At 62.4% G+C, this 16688-nt stretch carries 16 protein-coding genes and 1 pseudogene; 13 read left to right on the top strand and 4 right to left on the bottom strand.

Features of this window, described 5'->3' with window-relative positions; translation table 11 throughout:
• Positions 1–15: 15 nt before the first annotated feature.
• From CW305_RS12225 to trpC, 10 genes and pseudogenes are all read left to right on the top strand, one after another.
• Positions 16–1269: an ABC transporter permease gene (locus tag CW305_RS12225; RefSeq protein ID WP_090523184.1), complete on the top strand. Its 1254-nt coding sequence runs from the start codon at positions 16–18 to the stop codon at positions 1267–1269.
• Positions 1270–1332: 63 nt separating this feature from the next.
• Positions 1333–2160 (top strand): ABC transporter permease, encoded by an 828-nt coding sequence (locus CW305_RS12220; RefSeq protein ID WP_104098014.1) that lies wholly within the window; start codon positions 1333–1335, stop codon positions 2158–2160.
• A 12-nt stretch (positions 2161–2172) separates the two neighbouring features.
• Complete coding sequence (gene gabD, locus CW305_RS12215; protein WP_104098013.1) at positions 2173–3639, top strand: NADP-dependent succinate-semialdehyde dehydrogenase; 1467 nt, start codon at positions 2173–2175, stop codon at positions 3637–3639.
• A 158-nt stretch (positions 3640–3797) separates the two neighbouring features.
• Positions 3798–5078 carry a 4-aminobutyrate--2-oxoglutarate transaminase gene (gene gabT, locus CW305_RS12210; protein WP_104098012.1) on the top strand — a complete coding sequence of 427 codons (1281 nt, stop codon included), beginning with the start codon at positions 3798–3800 and terminating at the stop codon, positions 5076–5078.
• A gap of 105 nt (positions 5079–5183) precedes the next feature.
• On the top strand, positions 5184–5858 hold the full coding sequence (rpe, locus tag CW305_RS12205; protein ID WP_044314548.1) for a ribulose-phosphate 3-epimerase: 675 nt from the start codon (positions 5184–5186) through the stop codon (positions 5856–5858).
• Positions 5855–6665 (top strand): annotated as a pseudogene (locus tag CW305_RS12200) (phosphoglycolate phosphatase). The gene rpe and the pseudogene CW305_RS12200 overlap by 4 nt, the downstream one beginning before the upstream one ends.
• Positions 6666–6735: 70 nt before the next feature.
• Positions 6736–8220 (top strand): anthranilate synthase component I, encoded by a 1485-nt coding sequence (gene trpE / locus CW305_RS12195; protein ID WP_104098011.1) that lies wholly within the window; start codon positions 6736–6738, stop codon positions 8218–8220.
• Between the two features lie 2 nt (positions 8221–8222).
• Entirely contained in the window at positions 8223–8816 is a 594-nt protein-coding gene (locus CW305_RS12190) for an aminodeoxychorismate/anthranilate synthase component II (protein WP_104098010.1), read from the top strand.
• A complete protein-coding gene (gene trpD, locus CW305_RS12185) occupies positions 8816–9862 on the top strand; it encodes an anthranilate phosphoribosyltransferase (protein ID WP_023445871.1) in 1047 nt (348 codons plus the stop codon). The genes CW305_RS12190 and trpD overlap by 1 nt, the downstream gene beginning before the upstream one ends.
• Positions 9859–10701 carry an indole-3-glycerol phosphate synthase TrpC gene (gene trpC, locus CW305_RS12180; RefSeq protein ID WP_104098009.1) on the top strand — a complete coding sequence of 281 codons (843 nt, stop codon included), beginning with the start codon at positions 9859–9861 and terminating at the stop codon, positions 10699–10701. The genes trpD and trpC overlap by 4 nt, the downstream gene beginning before the upstream one ends.
• A 46-nt stretch (positions 10702–10747) precedes the next feature.
• Here the strand turns inward: trpC and crp are convergent, their stop codons facing one another.
• Positions 10748–11392 carry a cAMP-activated global transcriptional regulator CRP gene (gene crp / locus CW305_RS12175; RefSeq protein WP_014821656.1) on the bottom strand — a complete coding sequence of 215 codons (645 nt, stop codon included), beginning with the start codon at positions 11390–11392 and terminating at the stop codon, positions 10748–10750.
• Positions 11393–11604: 212 nt separating this feature from the next.
• Here crp and CW305_RS12170 point away from each other — a divergent pair, with 212 nt between their 5' ends.
• Both CW305_RS12170 and speD read left to right on the top strand, forming a co-directional pair.
• Positions 11605–12027, top strand: a complete 423-nt coding sequence (locus CW305_RS12170) for an OsmC family protein (protein WP_044314547.1) — start codon at positions 11605–11607, stop codon at positions 12025–12027.
• 211 nt (positions 12028–12238) lie between these two features.
• The gene (speD, locus tag CW305_RS12165; RefSeq protein ID WP_031297947.1) at positions 12239–13039 is read left to right on the top strand and encodes an adenosylmethionine decarboxylase; all 801 of its coding nucleotides are present in this window, start codon (positions 12239–12241) and stop codon (positions 13037–13039) included.
• Positions 13040–13096: 57 nt separating this feature from the next.
• On the opposite strand, the gene coq7 is transcribed toward speD, so the two are convergent.
• A complete protein-coding gene (coq7, locus tag CW305_RS12160; protein WP_104098008.1) occupies positions 13097–13744 on the bottom strand; it encodes a 2-polyprenyl-3-methyl-6-methoxy-1,4-benzoquinone monooxygenase in 648 nt (215 codons plus the stop codon).
• Between the two features lie 64 nt (positions 13745–13808).
• Positions 13809–14150 (bottom strand): histidine triad nucleotide-binding protein, encoded by a 342-nt coding sequence (locus tag CW305_RS12155; RefSeq protein WP_104098007.1) that lies wholly within the window; start codon positions 14148–14150, stop codon positions 13809–13811.
• Positions 14151–14228: 78 nt separating this feature from the next.
• Between CW305_RS12155 and CW305_RS12150 the strand changes: the two genes are divergently transcribed.
• A complete protein-coding gene (locus CW305_RS12150; protein WP_104098006.1) occupies positions 14229–15707 on the top strand; it encodes an AAA family ATPase in 1479 nt (492 codons plus the stop codon).
• 16 nt (positions 15708–15723) lie between these two features.
• Here CW305_RS12150 and CW305_RS12145 read toward each other — a convergent pair whose 3' ends face one another.
• A complete protein-coding gene (locus tag CW305_RS12145) occupies positions 15724–16680 on the bottom strand; it encodes a DUF805 domain-containing protein (protein WP_104098005.1) in 957 nt (318 codons plus the stop codon).
• Positions 16681–16688 lie beyond the last annotated feature (8 nt).

Raw genomic sequence — 16688 nt, 5'->3', positions numbered from 1 at the left:
AATCGCGGAGTCTTCATGGCCACAGCAATATCCCTGCCGGCGAACGAGATCGCCGAGCCCAATCTGAAACAGCGTCTGGCACGGGCCGAACGGGTGAACAAGCTCAAGTCGCAGGCGCTGATCCTGCCGCTGCTGCTGTTCGTGCTGCTGACCTTTTTGGTGCCCATCGCCTCGCTGCTCTGGCGCAGCGTCGAGAACCCCGAGGTGGTGAACACGCTGCCACGCACGCTGGCGGCGCTGGCCGAATGGGATGGTCGTGGGCTGCCGGCGGAACCTGCCTATCAGGCGTTGGCCGAGGATCTGTATCAGGCGCGCCGTGAACAGAGCCTGGGCGATCTGTCCAAGCGATTGAACATGGAGCTGGCGGGCTATCGCAGCCTGCTGACCAAGACTGCGCGGGCGATGCCGTTTCGCGAGACACCGGCGTCCTATCAGGAGGCGCTGGAGGCGCTCGACGAGCGTTGGGGCGATCCGGCGTTCTGGCAGGTGATCCAGCGCAACGACAGTGCGGTGACCGGCTACTACCTGCTGGCCGCGCTGGATCACCGCATCGACGAGCTGGGTGAGCTGGCCAAGGTCTCGCCGGACCAGGCGGTGTATCTGGACATCTTCGCCCGCACCTTCTGGATGGGCCTGGTGATCACCTCGATCTGCCTGCTCTTGGCCTATCCGCTGGCGTATCTCCTGGCCAACCTGCCGGCGAGGCAGAGCAACCTGCTGATGATCCTGGTGCTGCTGCCGTTCTGGACCTCGATTCTGGTGCGCGTGGCGGCGTGGATCGTGCTGCTGCAGTCCGGCGGCCTCATTAATGGTGCGTTGCTGAAGATGGGTCTGATCGACGAGCCGCTGCAGCTGGTGTTCAACCGCACCGGCGTCTACATCGCCATGGTGCACATCCTGCTGCCGTTCATGATCCTGCCGATCTACAGCGTGATGAAGAACATCTCGCCGAGCTACATGCGCGCCGCGGTGTCCTTGGGCTGTCATCCGTTCGCCAGCTTCTGGCGGGTGTACTTCCCGCAGACGCTGGCCGGTGTCGGTGCGGGCTGCCTGTTGGTGTTCATCATCTCCATCGGCTACTACATCACCCCGGCGCTGCTCGGCAGCCCGAACGATCAGATGGTCAGCTACTTCGTAGCCTTCTACACCAACACCACCATCAACTGGGGCATGGCCACGGCGCTGGGCGGCCTGCTGCTGCTCGCCACCATGCTGCTGTACGTCATCTACAGCTGGCTGGTCGGTGCCAGCCGCCTGCGGCTGGGTTGACATGACGCACGTCGCGGCGCAGCCGCCTTTTCAGAGTCTTCATGCCGGGCAGGAGAACCTTTCATGCTGAGCCCCTATATGTCGCCCGTCGAACGGGCCTGGTACTACGCGCTGCGCATCCTCTGCGCGCTGGTGCTGCTGTTTCTGATCGTGCCGGTACTGGTCATCGTGCCGCTGTCGTTCAATTCCGGCTCGTTCCTCGTCTATCCCTTGCAGGGCTTTTCCATGCGTTGGTACGAGACGCTGTTCAGCTCGGCCGACTGGATGCGCTCGCTCAAGAACAGCATGCTCATCGCGCCCGCCGCGACCTTTCTCGCTGTGGTGCTCGGCACCCTGGCGGCGGTCGGGCTGACCCGCGCGGAATTTCGCGGCAAGGCGCTGCTGATGACCATACTGATCTCGCCGATGGTGGTGCCGGTGGTGATCATCGGTGTGGCCAGCTACCTGTTCTTCGCACCGCTGGGCATGGGCAACAGCTACCTGTCGCTGATCCTGGTGCACGCGGTGCTCGGCGTGCCCTTCGTGATCATCACGGTCTCCGCGACGCTGCAGGGCTTCAACTACAACCTGGTGCGCGCTGCGGCCAGCCTCGGCGCCTCGCCGCTGACGGCATTCTTCCGCGTGACCCTGCCGCTGATCGCGCCGGGGGTAATTTCCGGCGCGCTGTTCGCCTTCGCTACCTCGTTCGATGAAGTGGTGGTGACGTTGTTCCTCGCCGGCCCGGAGCAGATCACCCTGCCACGGCAGATGTTCAGCGGCATACGGGAAAACCTCAGCCCGACCATCGCGGCCGCGGCGACGCTGCTGATCGGCTTCTCCATCGCCCTGCTGCTGACTCTGGAGTGGCTGCGTGGCCGTGCCGAGAAGCTGCGCACTCAACAACCTGCCTGACGGAATACGCACATGACTCTGCAACTTGGGCAACCCGATCTGTTGCGCCAAACCGCCTATCTCAACGGTGAGTGGTGCGAGGCCGACAGTGGCGCGCGCACCGAAATCTTCAATCCGGCCACCGGCGAGCTGATCGGCGCCGTGCCGAACATGGGCCGCGGCGAAACCCGCCGCGCCATCGAAGCCGCCCAGGCGGCACAACCCGCCTGGCGCGCGCTGACTGCCAAGGAGCGCGCCGGGCGCCTGCGGCGCTGGTACGAGTTGATGCTGGAGAATCAGGAAGACCTGGCGCGGATCATGACCGCCGAACAGGGCAAGCCGTTGGCCGAGGCGCGGGGCGAGGTAGCCTACGCCGCATCCTTTCTCGAGTGGTTCGCCGAGGAGGGCAAGCGCCTGTATGGCGATGTGATTCCTGCCCATGCCGGCGACAAGCGCATCCTGGTGCAGAAGGAGCCGGTCGGCGTCACCGCGGCGATCACGCCGTGGAATTTTCCCAGCGCCATGATCACCCGCAAGGCCGGCCCGGCGCTGGCGGCCGGTTGTGCCATGGTCCTCAAGCCGGCACCACAAACACCGTTTTCCGCACTGGCGCTGGCCGCGCTCGCCGAGCGTGCGGGCATCCCGGCGGGACTGTTCAGCGTGATCACCGCCGATGCCGCCACGTCCCGTGAGGTGGGTGGCGAACTCTGTGAAAACCCTATCGTGCGCAAGCTCTCGTTCACCGGCTCGACGGCGGTGGGCATCAAGCTGATGCAGCAGTGCGCGCCGACGCTGAAGAAGCTCTCGCTGGAGCTGGGCGGTAACGCGCCCTTTATCGTCTTCGACGACGCCGATCTGGATGCGGCGGTCGAGGGCGCGATGATCTCCAAGTACCGCAATGCCGGGCAGACCTGCGTGTGTGCCAACCGCATCTACGTACAGGACGGCATCTACGACGCCTTCGTCGACAAACTTTCCGCTGCGGTGGCGCGGCTGAAGGTCGGCAACGGTGCGGAGGAGGGCGTCACTACCGGTCCGCTGATCGATGCCGCGGCAGTGGCCAAGGTGCAGCGCCATCTGCAGGACGCCCTCGCCAAGGGCGCCACCCTGCTGACCGGCGGCAAACCCCATGCGCTGGGTGGCAACTTCTTCGAGCCGACGCTGGTGGGCGGCGTCACTGCCGAGATGGCCGTGGCGCGCGAGGAAACCTTCGGCCCGCTGGCGCCGTTGTTCCGCTTCCGCGACGAGACTGAGGTGATCCGCCAGGCCAACGACACCGAGTTCGGCCTCGCCGCCTATTTCTACGCCCGCGACCTGAGCCGGGTGTTCCGCGTCGCCGAGGCATTGGAGTACGGCATGGTCGGCATCAACACCGGGGTGATCTCCACCGAGGTGGCGCCGTTCGGCGGCATGAAGGCATCCGGCCTCGGCCGTGAAGGTTCGAAGTACGGCCTGGATGAATACGTGGAAATCAAATACCTGTGCCTGGGCGGTATCTGACGCCTGCGGCCTAAAACAGGCGTGCAAAATAATGCACGGAGTTTTACTGTAATCCGAACGCTTTGGATGGCGCGGCAGTCGATCATCGTATGCTGCCGCGCCCGCTTCCTGGCGTTCTTCATGACCCGTGCCGACGATGAGCGGCTACCGAGGAGCTTATGAGCAAGACCAACGAATCCCTTATGCAACGCCGTGTCGCCGCCGTTCCCCGTGGCGTCGGCCAGATCCATCCGATATTTGCCGATCACGCGAAGAACAGCAGCGTGGTCGACGTCGAAGGCCGCGAGTTCATCGATTTCGCCGGTGGCATCGCCGTGCTGAATACCGGTCACCTGCACCCGAAGATCGTCAAGGCGGTGGAAGATCAGCTGCACAAGCTCACCCACACCTGCTTCCAGGTGCTGGCCTACGAGCCCTACGTCGAGCTGTGCGAGAAGATCAACGCGCGGGTGCCGGGTGATTTCGCCAAGAAGACCCTGCTTGTCACTACCGGCTCCGAGGCGGTGGAAAACGCGGTGAAGATCGCCCGCGCCGCCACCGGGCGTGCCGGCGTGATCGCCTTCACCGGCGCCTACCATGGCCGCACCATGATGACCCTGGGGCTGACCGGCAAGGTCGCGCCGTACTCCGCTGGAATGGGCCTGATGCCCGGCGGTATCTTCCGTGCGCTGTACCCCTGCGCCATTCATGGCGTCAGCGTCGATGACTCGATCGCCAGCATCGAGCGCATCTTCAAGAACGACGCCGAGCCACGCGACATCGCCGCAATCATCATCGAGCCGGTGCAGGGCGAGGGCGGCTTCAATGTCGCGCCGAAGGATTTCATGGCTCGCCTGCGCGCACTGTGCGACGAGCACGGCATCCTGCTGATCGCCGACGAAGTGCAGACCGGCGCCGGGCGTACCGGCACCTTCTTCGCCATGGAACAGATGGGTGTGGTCGCCGACCTGACCACCTTCGCCAAGTCTGTTGGCGGTGGTTTCCCGATTGCCGGCGTGTGCGGCAAGGCCGAGATCATGGATGCCATTGCGCCCGGCGGGCTGGGCGGCACCTACGCCGGCAATCCGCTGTCCTGTGCAGCCGCGCTGGCGGTGCTGGAGATCTTCGAGGAAGAACGGCTACTGGAGCGCTGTCAGGCGGTGGCGCAGAAGCTCGTCGCCGGACTCCAGGCGATTCAGGCGCGCCACCCACAGATCGCCGAGGTGCGCGGATTGGGCGCGATGATCGCAATCGAGCTGTTCGAGGACGGCGATCATGCGCGACCGGCTGCGGCCCTGACCTCGCAGATCGTCGCCCGGGCGCGGGAGAAGGGGCTGATCCTGCTGTCCTGTGGCACCTACTACAACGTGCTGCGTGTGCTGGTGCCGCTGACTGCGGAAGACGAACTGCTCGACCGTGGCCTGGCCATCATCGGTGAGTGCTTCGATGAGCTGACCTGATCCGACCTAGCGGCTCGCCGGCATCCGCAATGAATGTCAGGCGCGCCGCAACCCTGACCCTCGGGTACAATGCGCGGCATTCCGCCCGTGCTACCCGAGGTCGTCATGCAGCCGTTCGCTATCGCCCCTTCGATTCTTTCCGCCAATTTCGCCCGTCTGGGTGAGGAAGTGGACAACGTGCTGGCCGCTGGCGCCGACATCGTCCATTTCGATGTGATGGACAATCACTACGTCCCCAATCTGACCATCGGCCCGATGGTCTGCTCGGCGCTGCGCAAGCACGGCGTGACCGCGCCCATCGACGTGCATCTGATGGTCAAGCCGGTGGATCGCATGATCGGCGACTTCCTTGAGGCCGGCGCGACTTACATCACCTTTCACCCGGAAGCCTCGGAGCACATCGACCGTTCGCTGCAGCTGATCAAGGACGGCGGTGCCAAGGCCGGCCTGGTGTTCAACCCGGCCACGCCGCTGGACGTGCTCAAGTACGTCATGGACAAGGTCGACATGGTCTTGCTGATGAGCGTCAACCCGGGTTTCGGCGGACAGAAATTCATTCCTAACACGTTGGACAAGCTGCGCGAAGCGCGTGCGCTGATCGACGCCAGCGGTCGCGAGATTCGCCTGGAGATCGATGGTGGCGTCAATCCGAAGAACATCCGCGAAATCGCTGCGGCGGGCGCCGATACCTTCGTTGCCGGCTCGGCGATCTTCAACCAGCCGGATTACAAAGCCGTGATCGACCAGATGCGCGCCGAGCTGGCGCTTGCCCGGCCATGACTCGCCTGGAGCAACTGTTCGACGGCAAATTGCCACGGCTGGTGATGTTCGACCTGGACGGCACCCTGATGGATTCAGTGCCGGACCTGGCCGCGGCGGTGGACAAGATGTTGATGCTGCTTGGTCGCGAGCCCGCCGGCATCGAGCGGGTGCGCGACTGGGTCGGCAATGGCTCGCGCGTGCTGGTGCGTCGCGCATTGGCCGGTCAGCTGAACCATGACGGTGTGGCCGACGAGCTGGCCGATGAGGCGCTGGCGCTGTTCATGCAGGCATACTCCGGCGGCCATGAGCTAACCACCGTCTATCCGGGCGTTCGCGAATGCCTGGATTGGCTGCGCGAGCGCGAGGTGAAGCTGGCGATCATCACCAACAAGCCGGCGCAGTTCATCGAACCGCTGCTGGAGGAGAAGGGGCTGGCCGGTTACTTCCAGTGGCTGGTCGGTGGCGATACCTTGCCGCAGCAGAAGCCCGATCCGGCGGCGCTGTTCTGGGTGATGGACAAGGCGGGCGTTGCGCCCCGCGAATCGCTGTTCGTGGGGGATTCGCGCAATGACGTGCGGGCTGCGAAGGCGGCGGCGGTCCCCTGTGTCGCGCTCACTTATGGCTACAACCACGGCGAGCCCATCGCGAATGAGCAGCCAGCGCTGGTGCTCGACAACCTGCGCGAGCTGGTTGCTTCGGCTCCGGGGCTGCGCTAGTGTGGCCGGACTCTTTTTGACCCCCCGAAGAGATCCGCTCGTGGTGCTCACCCGCAGACAATGGATGAAAGTCATCAAGGCCCTGGCCCGTTGGCGCTGGCGCGCCTGACTTTTCCTGCCGGCCAGGCCGGCGCGTTTGCCGTTGTTCGTTCGAACCCTCCTCAGACCACGAGGCTGACATGACCCGCGAAGAATTCCTGCGTTTGGCCGCCGAAGGCCATAACCGCATTCCCCTGTCGTTCGAGACCCTCGCCGACTTCGACACCCCGTTGTCGCTATACCTGAAACTGGCCGATGCGCCGAATTCCTACCTGCTCGAGTCCGTCCAGGGCGGCGAGAAGTGGGGGCGCTATTCGATCATCGGTCTGCCTTGCCGCACTGTAATGCGCGTGCAGGATCACCGCATCAGCATAACTACCGATGGCGTCGAGACCGAAACCTGTGAGGTCGAAGATCCGCTGGCGTTCGTCGAGTCCTTCCAGCAGCGCTACCGCGTCGCGCCGGTGGAGGGCCTGCCGCGCTTCAATGGCGGCCTGGTGGGCTACTTTGGCTACGACAGCGTGCGTTATGTCGAACGCAAACTGGGTAACTGCCCCAATCCCGATCCGTTGGGCACGCCGGATATCCTGCTGATGGTGTCCGACGCCGTGGTGGTGTTCGACAACCTCGCTGGCAAGCTGCACTGCATCGTGCTGGTCGACCCGTCGCAGCCGGACGCCTACGAGGCGGGCCAGGCTCGCTTGCAAGCGCTGCGGGCAAAGCTGCGCCAGTCGATCACGCCGCGCCTGGGCCTGGATTTCGAAAAGAGCAACGGCGCCGAGCCGACCTTCCGCTCCAGCTTCAGCCGCGAGGATTACGAGCAGGCGGTCAACCGCATCAAGGACTACATCCTCGCCGGCGACTGCATGCAGGTAGTGATTTCCCAGCGCATGTCGATCCCGTTCAAGGCCGCACCCATCGATCTGTACCGCGCGCTGCGTTGCTTCAACCCGACGCCCTACATGTACTTCTTCAACTTCGGTGACTTCCACGTGGTGGGGTCGTCGCCAGAAGTGCTGGTGCGGGTCGAGGAAGGCCTGGTCACGGTCCGCCCCATCGCCGGCACGCGTCCACGCGGTGCCAACGAAGAAGCTGATCTGGCGTTGGAGCAGGACCTGCTCAGCGATGCCAAGGAGCTTGCCGAACACCTGATGCTGATCGACCTGGGGCGCAACGACGTCGGTCGTGTCGCCGAGACCGGCACGGTGCGGCTTACCGAGAAGATGGTCATCGAGCGCTATTCGAATGTCATGCACATCGTTTCCAACGTCACCGGCCAGCTCAAGGCGCCATTGACGGCGATGGACGCGCTGCGCGCGATCCTGCCGGCCGGCACGCTCTCAGGTGCACCGAAGATTCGCGCCATGGAAATCATCGACGAACTCGAGCCGGTCAAGCGTGGCGTTTACGGCGGCGCGGTCGGCTATCTGGCCTGGAACGGCAACATGGATACCGCCATCGCAATTCGTACCGCGGTGATCAAGGACGGCGAGCTGCACGTGCAGGCCGGTGCCGGCATCGTCGCCGACTCGCAGCCGGCACTCGAATGGGAAGAGACCCTGAACAAGCGCCGCGCCATGTTCCGTGCGGTGGCCCTGGCCGAACGCGACCAGCAGGAGAACTGATCATGCTGTTGATGCTCGATAACTACGATTCCTTTACCTACAACGTCGTGCAGTACCTCGGCGAGCTTGGTGCCGACGTCAAGGTGGTGCGCAACGACGAGCTGAGCGTGGCCGAGATCGAAGCGCTGAATCCGGAGCGCATCGTCGTCTCGCCGGGCCCGTGCACGCCGAACGAGGCGGGTGTGTCGCTGGAGCTGATCCGTCATTTCGCCGGCAAGTTGCCCATTCTCGGCGTTTGCCTCGGCCACCAGAGCATCGGTCAGGCCTTCGGTGGCGATGTGGTACGTGCTCGGCAGGCCATGCACGGCAAGACCAGCCCGGTGTTTCACCATGACCAGGGTGTGTTCTCCGGGCTCAATAATCCGCTGACCGTCACCCGTTACCACTCGCTGGTGGTCAAGCGCGAGACATTGCCCGAGTCCCTGGAGATCACGGCGTGGACCCAGCTGGAGGATGGCTCGGTCGACGAGATCATGGGCTTGCGACACAAGACGCTGAACATCGAGGGCGTGCAGTTCCACCCCGAATCGATCCTCACCGAACAGGGCCATGAGCTGTTCGCGAATTTTCTGAAGCAGACCGGAGGCGTGCGCTGATGGATATCAAGGAAGCCCTCAACCGCATCGTCGGTCAGCTGGACCTGACCACCGAAGAGATGCAGGCGGTGATGCGGCAGATCATGACCGGTCAATGCACTGATGCGCAGGTCGGTGCGTTCCTCATGGGCATGCGCATGAAGAGCGAAACCATCGACGAGATCGTCGGCGCGGTGCAGGTCATGCGTGAGCTTGCCGCCCCGGTGCGTTTCGACACCGACAAGCTTGTCGACACCTGTGGCACCGGTGGCGACGGCATGAATATCTTCAACGTGTCCACTGCCGCCTCGTTCGTCGTTGCGGCCGCTGGCGGCAAGGTCGCGAAGCACGGTAACCGCGCGGTATCCGGCAAGAGCGGCAGCGCCGATCTGCTCGAGGCGGCCGGGGTCTTCCTCGACCTGACGCCCGAGCAGGTGGCGCGCAGTGTCGATACGGTCGGCGTCGGCTTCATGTTCGCCCCGGCCCATCATGGCGCCATGAAGCATGCGGCCGGCCCGCGCCGCGAACTCGGCCTACGTACGCTGTTCAATATCCTCGGCCCCATGGCCAACCCGGCCGGCGTCCGCCATCAGGTGCTTGGCGTGTTCAGCAAGGCATTGTGCCGGCCGATGGCCGAAGTGCTGGCGCGTCTGGGCAGCAAGCATGTGCTGGTGGTGCATGCGCAGGATGGGCTGGACGAGATCAGCCTCGCCGCGCCGACGCATGTTGCCGAGCTGAAGGATGGTGAGATCCGTGAATACAGCATTCAGCCCGAGGACTTTGGCATCAAGAGCCAGAGCTTGATCGGCCTGAACGTAGAGGACGCTCAGGGCTCGCTGGCCTTGATCCGCGATGCGCTGGGGCGTCGGCAGAGCGAGAACGGGCAGAAGGCTGCCGACATGATCGTGCTCAACGCTGGCGCTGCGCTTTACGCAGCCGATCTGGCGAGCAGCCTGAAGCAGGGTGTCGAGATGGCCCACGATGCCCTCAGCACCGGGTTGGCGCGTGACAAGCTGGAGGAGCTGGTTTCCTTCACCGCGGTATTCAAGCAGGAGAATCAAAAGTGAGCGTGCCGACCGTTCTGGAGAAGATCATCGCCCGCAAGTTCGAGGAGGTTGCGCAGCGCAGTCGCCAGGTCGGGCTGGGTGAGCTGGAGCAGCGTGCCGCAGCTGCCGATCCGGTGCGTGGCTTCGCGGCCGCGCTTGAGCGCCGGGTGCGCAGCAAGGAGCCTGCCGTTATCGCTGAGGTGAAGAAGGCATCGCCGAGTAAAGGGGTCATTCGCGATCCCTTCCTGCCCGCCGAGATTGCCGCCAGCTACGAGACCGGGGGCGCTGCTTGCCTGTCGGTGTTGACCGACATCGATTTCTTTCAGGGCGCCGATGAATATCTGCAGCAGGCGCGGGCGGCTTGCTCGCTGCCGGTTATCCGCAAGGATTTCATGATCGACCCGTATCAGGTGATCGAAGCGCGCGCGCTTGGCGCCGATTGCATTCTGCTGATCGTCGCGGCACTGGACGATGCGCGTATGCACGAGCTGGCAGCGGTGGCCAAGCAGCAGGGGCTGGACGTGCTGGTAGAGGTGCACGACGCTACCGAACTCGAACGTGCGCTGCGTCTGGAAACGCCGCTGGTGGGCATCAACAACCGCAACCTGCATACCTTCGAGGTCAATCTGGAAACCACGCTGGATCTGCTGCCGCGGATTCCAAAGGATCGTCTGGTGGTGACCGAGAGCGGGATCTTCAATCGTGCCGATGTCGAGCTGATGGAAATAAACCTGGTCTACGCATTCCTGGTGGGCGAGGCGTTCATGCGCGCCGAGCAACCTGGCGTAGAGCTGCAGCGCCTGTTCTACCCTGATCGTTCGCGCGGCCGTGCGGCCCCTGTCGCTGCCGATCCGGAGTGACCGCCTGCCCCGCGCATTGCGCGCTGGCAGGTAGCGGTCTGAAGGATCAGCGAGTGCCGAATACCACCATGGTCTTGCCTTTGACATAGACGAGACCCTGGGCTTCCAGGCTCTTGAGCACCCGACCGACCATCTCGCGGGAGCAACCGACGATACGGCCGATTTCCTGGCGGGTGATCTTGATCTGCATGCCGTCCGGATGAGTCATGGCGTCGGGCTGCTTGCACAGGTCGAGCAAGGTACGCGCGACACGGCCGGTAACGTCGAGGAAGGCCAGGTCGCCGACCTTGCGTGTGGTGTTGCGCAGACGCTCGGCCATCTGACTGCCGAGGGCGTAGAGGATGTCCGGATCCTGCTGGGTCAGCTCGCGAAACTTCGCATAGCTCAGTTCGGCAACTTCACATTCGGTCTTTGCGCGGACCCAGGCGCTGCGTTCCTTTTCCGCCCCTTCTTTCTCGAAAAGCCCCATCTCTCCGAAAAAGTCGCCTGCATTCAAATAGGCGATGATCATCTCGCGACCGTCGTCATCCTCGATAAGGATGGTGACCGAGCCTTTGACGATGAAAAAGAGCGACTCGCAACGGTCGCCTGCGTAAATGATCGTGCTCTTCGCCGTGTACCGCCGTCTATGGCAATGGGCGAGCAACTTGTCGATATTCTTTATCTTGGGCGTAAGAGAGATAGCTACCATGCTGTGGGTCCCGGATAAGTATTCAATAAAGACTGATTATTGTTATATGTGGCTGTCATTCAGCTTTCGTGAGCTTAACAGACCAAGGCGGAGCAGTTGCAAAGTTGCGACAGGCGAAACGTGTGGGTCAACGCACCTTTAGTCGCGTATGTGACGCTGTCGATTTAAAGGCCCATGCTAAGCTAGCCGCCCTGTTTTTATTGGAGCTGGCGATGAAAGCGCGCATTCAATGGGTCGACGGTGCGATGTTCCTTGGCGAGTCCGGCAGCGGACATGTCGTGGTGATGGATGGCCCGCCCGAGAACGGCGGACGTAACCTTGGCGTACGCCCTATGGAGATGCTGCTACTTGGCCTGGGTGGCTGCAGTAACTTCGATGTAGTGAGCATTCTGAAAAAGTCGCGGCAGGCTGTGGATAGTTGCGAAGTCTTCGTTGAGGCCGACCGTGCATCCGAAGACCCAAAGGTGTTTACCAAGATTCATCTGCGTTTCGTCGTCAAGGGGCGCTCGCTGAAGGAGGCCCAGGTCAAGCGCGCGGTCGAGCTTTCGGCGGAGAAGTACTGCTCGGCCTCAATCATGCTTGGTCGTGCCGGCGTCGAGATCAGCCATGCTTACGAGATGGTCGAACTCGACTGACCGCTATCGGCTATCTCAATCGATGGGGGTGGGTCTGGTGACGCTTTAGACAAGCCCCCCCGCTCTGCATCATGCGCAGCCCCAATTGATTCGGGTGTCATTCATTCCATTGCAATAACGGCCGTCACCGGCGCGAAGAGGTGTTTACCGTCCTGCTCAGATGCTTCGGTGTCCGACGGGCATGAGCCCCGACAAGAGAATGTTTCCAATGGTGAAAAGCAAACTCAAGCTTCACGGGTTCAACAACCTGACCAAGACCTTGAGCTTCAACATCTACGATATCTGCTATGCCGAGACGTCTGAAGACCAGCAGGCATATGTGCAGTACATCGATGAAGAATACGACGCCGAGCGGCTTACACAGATTCTGACCGATGTTGTAGACATCATTGGCGCCAACATACTCAACATTGCCCGCCAGGATTACGAGCCGCAGGGCGCCAGCGTGACGATTCTGATCTCCGAACAACCGGTGACGCCAACTGACAGTCAGATCGAGGAGTCGCCTGGCCCGCTGCCCGAAACCATCCTTGCGCACCTCGACAAAAGCCACATCACCGTGCATACCTACCCGGAAATACATCCGGTGGACGGTATCGCCACGTTTCGCGTCGATATTGATGTTTCAACCTGCGGCGTTATCTCGCCGCTGAAGGCGCTCAACTATCTGATCCACCAGTTCGATTCGGATATCGTCACCGTGGATTATCGCGTGCGCGGTTTTACCCGGGATGTCGAGGGCAAGAAGCACTTCATTGATCACGAGATCAACTCGATCCAGAACTACCTGTCTGATGACACGCGCTCGGTCTATCAGATGACCGATGTGAATGTGTACCAGGAGAATCTGTTCCACACCAAGATGCTGCTCAAGGACTTCGAGCTGGAGAATTATCTGTTCGGCGATGCGACCAGCAATCTTTCTCCGGAGCAGCGCAAGCAGGTCGAGAAACGGTTGCGTCACGAGATGCTGGAAATTTTCTACGCGCGTAACATGCCGCGTCATGCGTAGGCTTCAGCAGCATTGTCATTGATAAGGGCGCTTCGGCGCCCTTTTTCATGGCAAACGTCAGATGCGATAAGTCGCCTTGGTCATGACCTTGGATACCAAGCTCATGCCGAATTTGACCGGGGTTGGAAATCGCAGGCCGCCGGCCTCGATGGCGGCGGTGGAGTGCTGCTGCTCGTCCTCGCGCATCTGCTCGAGAATGGCGCGGGATTTGTCGTCGCTTGCCGGCAGCTGGCCAAGATGCTCGTCCAGGTGCTTGCAGACCTGATCTTCAGTAGCAGCGACGAAGCCCAGGCTGATGCGATCGCTGATCAGACCGGCCGTGGCGCCAATCCCGAACGACAGCCCGTAGAAAAGCGGATTGAGCACGCTGGTGTGGCTGCCCAACTGGCGGATGCGTTGTTCACACCAGGCCAGATGGTCGATTTCCTCATCCGCCGCCTGTTCCATCGCTCGACGTACCTGCGGGAGGCGAGCCGTCAGGGCCTGGCCCTGGTACAGCGCCTGAGCGCAGACTTCGCCGGTGTGGTTGATGCGCATCAGGCCGGCAACGTGGCGGGTCTCGCTCTCGCTGAGTTCGGCCTCGTTCTTCAATACCGCCGGCGACGGGCGTGCTGGCTGGCCACTGAAAGGCAACAGCGTGCGCAGGGCCGAATCGGCCTGCGTCAGCAAGCGGTCAGCTGGGGAGTAGTGGCGTTGGCTGGTCATATATCCTCCGGAACAGGTTGGAGCCACGGGCAGTGGATGAGGCTGCAGGTTGGGAGCTTGGCTGTCAGCCTGGCGGCCAATGCATCTGCCGCTGACCGAGTACGTGCATGTGAATATGGTTGACCGTCTGCCCGCCTAGGTCGTTGCAGTTCATCACCACGCGAAAACCGTCCTGACACCCTTGCGCTGCGGCCAGGCGTTGCGCAGTCAAGAGGATATGCCCGGCGAGCGCCTTGTCGTGCTCCTCGTTCAGGTCGTGCAAGGTGGCGATATGTTTCTTCGGAATCACCAGGAAGTGCACCGGGGCCTGAGCCGCGATGTCGTGGAAGGCGATAACCTGATCGTCCTCGTAAAGCTTGCGTGCGGGAACTTCCCCGTCCACGATCTTGCAAAACAGACAATCCATGGCGGTTCTCCGGGAGAGCGTCGGTCAAACAGTGTATCAGGGCATATGAGCCGTGGTGAGGCTGTACAGGGAGGTGATGTGAAGAACGATATTCATGATCTGGGTTTGGTTCTGGATTCGAGAGTCCGATTGGTGCTGGTCGAGTCCTGGGACGAGCGCAGAGTGCTCGAGACGCTGACGGGGCTTGCCATGCGCCAAGGCTTGGGCTTCTACCTGTGGTCGGCGACCGAGGGGGTGCGCCATCTGTCCTTTGGCGGCGAGCTGCAGGGCGGCGAGGAAAGCTGCGCGCCGGACGTGGCGCTGAAACTGGTGAAGCACGATCCCCGGGCGAACCTGTACGTCTTCTGCGATCTGCATCCGTTTCTCGATGAGCCGAAGTTGGTGCGACTGCTGAAGGACATTGCGATGAGTGAAGCGCCTGTGGCGCCGACCCTCGTACTGGTGTCGCATGCGCTCAAGCTGCCGCCTGAAGTGCAACGCTACGCTGCACGCTTCAGCCTTTCGCTGCCGGCCGAGGAAGAGCTGCTTGCCATCGTCCGCGAGGAAGCCACCCGCTGGAGCGAGCGTAATCGCGGTGCTCGCGTTCGCACCGACAATCGCACGTTGCAGCAGGTGGTGAAGAATCTGCGCGGCCTGAGCCATGCAGAGGCGCGGGCGCTGGCACGTAATGTCATCTGTGATGACGGTGCGATCACCCAGGAGGATCTTCCCGAGCTCAATCGCAGCAAGTTTCAGCTGCTGGATCTCGATGGGGTGCTGGGGTTCGAATACGAGACGGCCCGCTTCGCGGAGGTGGGTGGTCTGGCCAATTTCAAACGTTGGCTGGCGGAGCGGCAGGGCGCGTTTCTGGATGGTCAGGGCGATGATCTACCGCGCGGCGTGATGCTGGTCGGGGTGCAAGGTGGCGGCAAGAGCCTCGCCGCCAAGGCGGTCGCCGGTCTGTGGGGGCTGCCGTTGCTGCGGTTGGATTTCGCCTGCTTGTACAACAAGTATTTCGGTGAAACCGAGCGTAACCTGCGTGAAGCGCTGACCCTCGCGGAACAGATGGCGCCTTGCGTTTTGTGGATGGACGAGATCGAAAAAGGTTTGGCGACCGGCGATATGGATGGCGGCGTAAGCCAGCGGGTACTGGGCACACTGCTGACGTGGATGGCCGAGCGTACCGCGCCGGTATTCATGGTGGCTACGGCAAACGCCATCGATCGGCTGCCTGCAGAGCTGCTGCGAAAGGGGCGATTCGACGAACTCTTCTTCGTGGATTTGCCAGATATCGCGACGCGTGCGGAGATCTTCCGCATCCATCTCACGCGACGCGAACTGCAACCTGATGATATGGGGCTGATGGTACTGGCCGGGGCGAGTGATGGTTTCTCCGGCGCCGAGATCGAGCAGGTGGTGGTCAGCGCGGTTTATGCCGGCCAGGCCCAGCAACGGGATGTCGATCAAGCGATGCTGCTCGACTGCATTCGTGCGACATCGCCGCTGTCGGTTATCATGGCCGAGCGCCTCGATGCACTGCGGGAGTGGGCAAGGGGGCGCACGGTACAGGCCGATTGAGGGTCTGCTTCAGCAGCTAGAAGCCGGCTCCCTGACGCATTTCCACCAGCGCGGGGATGGTCAGCGCCGCCACTAGGCCGGAGATGATCAACAGCAGCCATAGCGCGGCGAGGATCTTCACCGACCGGCTGTTGGGCGGTGGTGGCGAACCATAGCGATTGACTTCCCGACTCCCCGGCATCAGCAGCATGACGAAGGGAAACAGGCTGCCCAGCACCGGGACCAGATTGAGCAGGATCAGCCAGCCGGACCAGCCGAAGTCATGCAGGCGCTGAACGCCGATCTGCACGCTGACCACGAGCATGCCGATGCCGATCAAGCCCATGCAGATGAGCCCCATCGTGCTGGAGATTGCCGTCATTATCGCGGCGACACCGAACAAGCCCGTGGCCGCGAACATGATCACCAGTGACCACGCTAGATAACGCAGACGGCCAATCCGGCCTGTGACGGAAAAAGGCTTGAGGTCGCCATGTCGAGGCATTGCTTCGCTGACGTTTGCAGAAGGCGGGGCGTAAGGTGACACCGTTGCGCTGGCGCCCTGCGGCGCAGCACTCTCATGAAGCCGCGCCTGACGCGCCAGATACTTCTCGATGATGATGCCGCATGTACTGCACTCATTGGCGTGGCTTTGTGCGTGCCCGCATTTAGGACATGTCATGAGCGCGGCAGGTGGGTTGTCGCCTTGGGCCGCCGCCAGTTCTTCATCCGTCTGCACAAGGCTCAGGGTGGGGCTGGTGTGCTCAGGCTCTTTGTATGCCCTGGCGCCAGCGCGGTGCAGGGCGCCGATGTACTTGTCGGCTTCCTGGCTGCTCAGCTTGCTTTTGATCACGGCCGCCTGACCACTGAACAATCGCTCGACCTTGCTTGGGTCGGTCTTGAACAGGACGGCCAGGTTTGCCTTTACCGCCTCGAGCGGCATGTCGGGCATAAGTTCGCCGGTGAAGACGATTTTGAATTGAGCTTGTTGCATGTGGCGTC

It is taken from the genome of Stutzerimonas kunmingensis (genome assembly GCF_002929225.1).
Lineage (GTDB): Bacteria > Pseudomonadota > Gammaproteobacteria > Pseudomonadales > Pseudomonadaceae > Stutzerimonas.
Note: the sequence above shows the minus strand (reverse complement) of the source record. Positions and strands in the feature narration are given on the sequence as shown.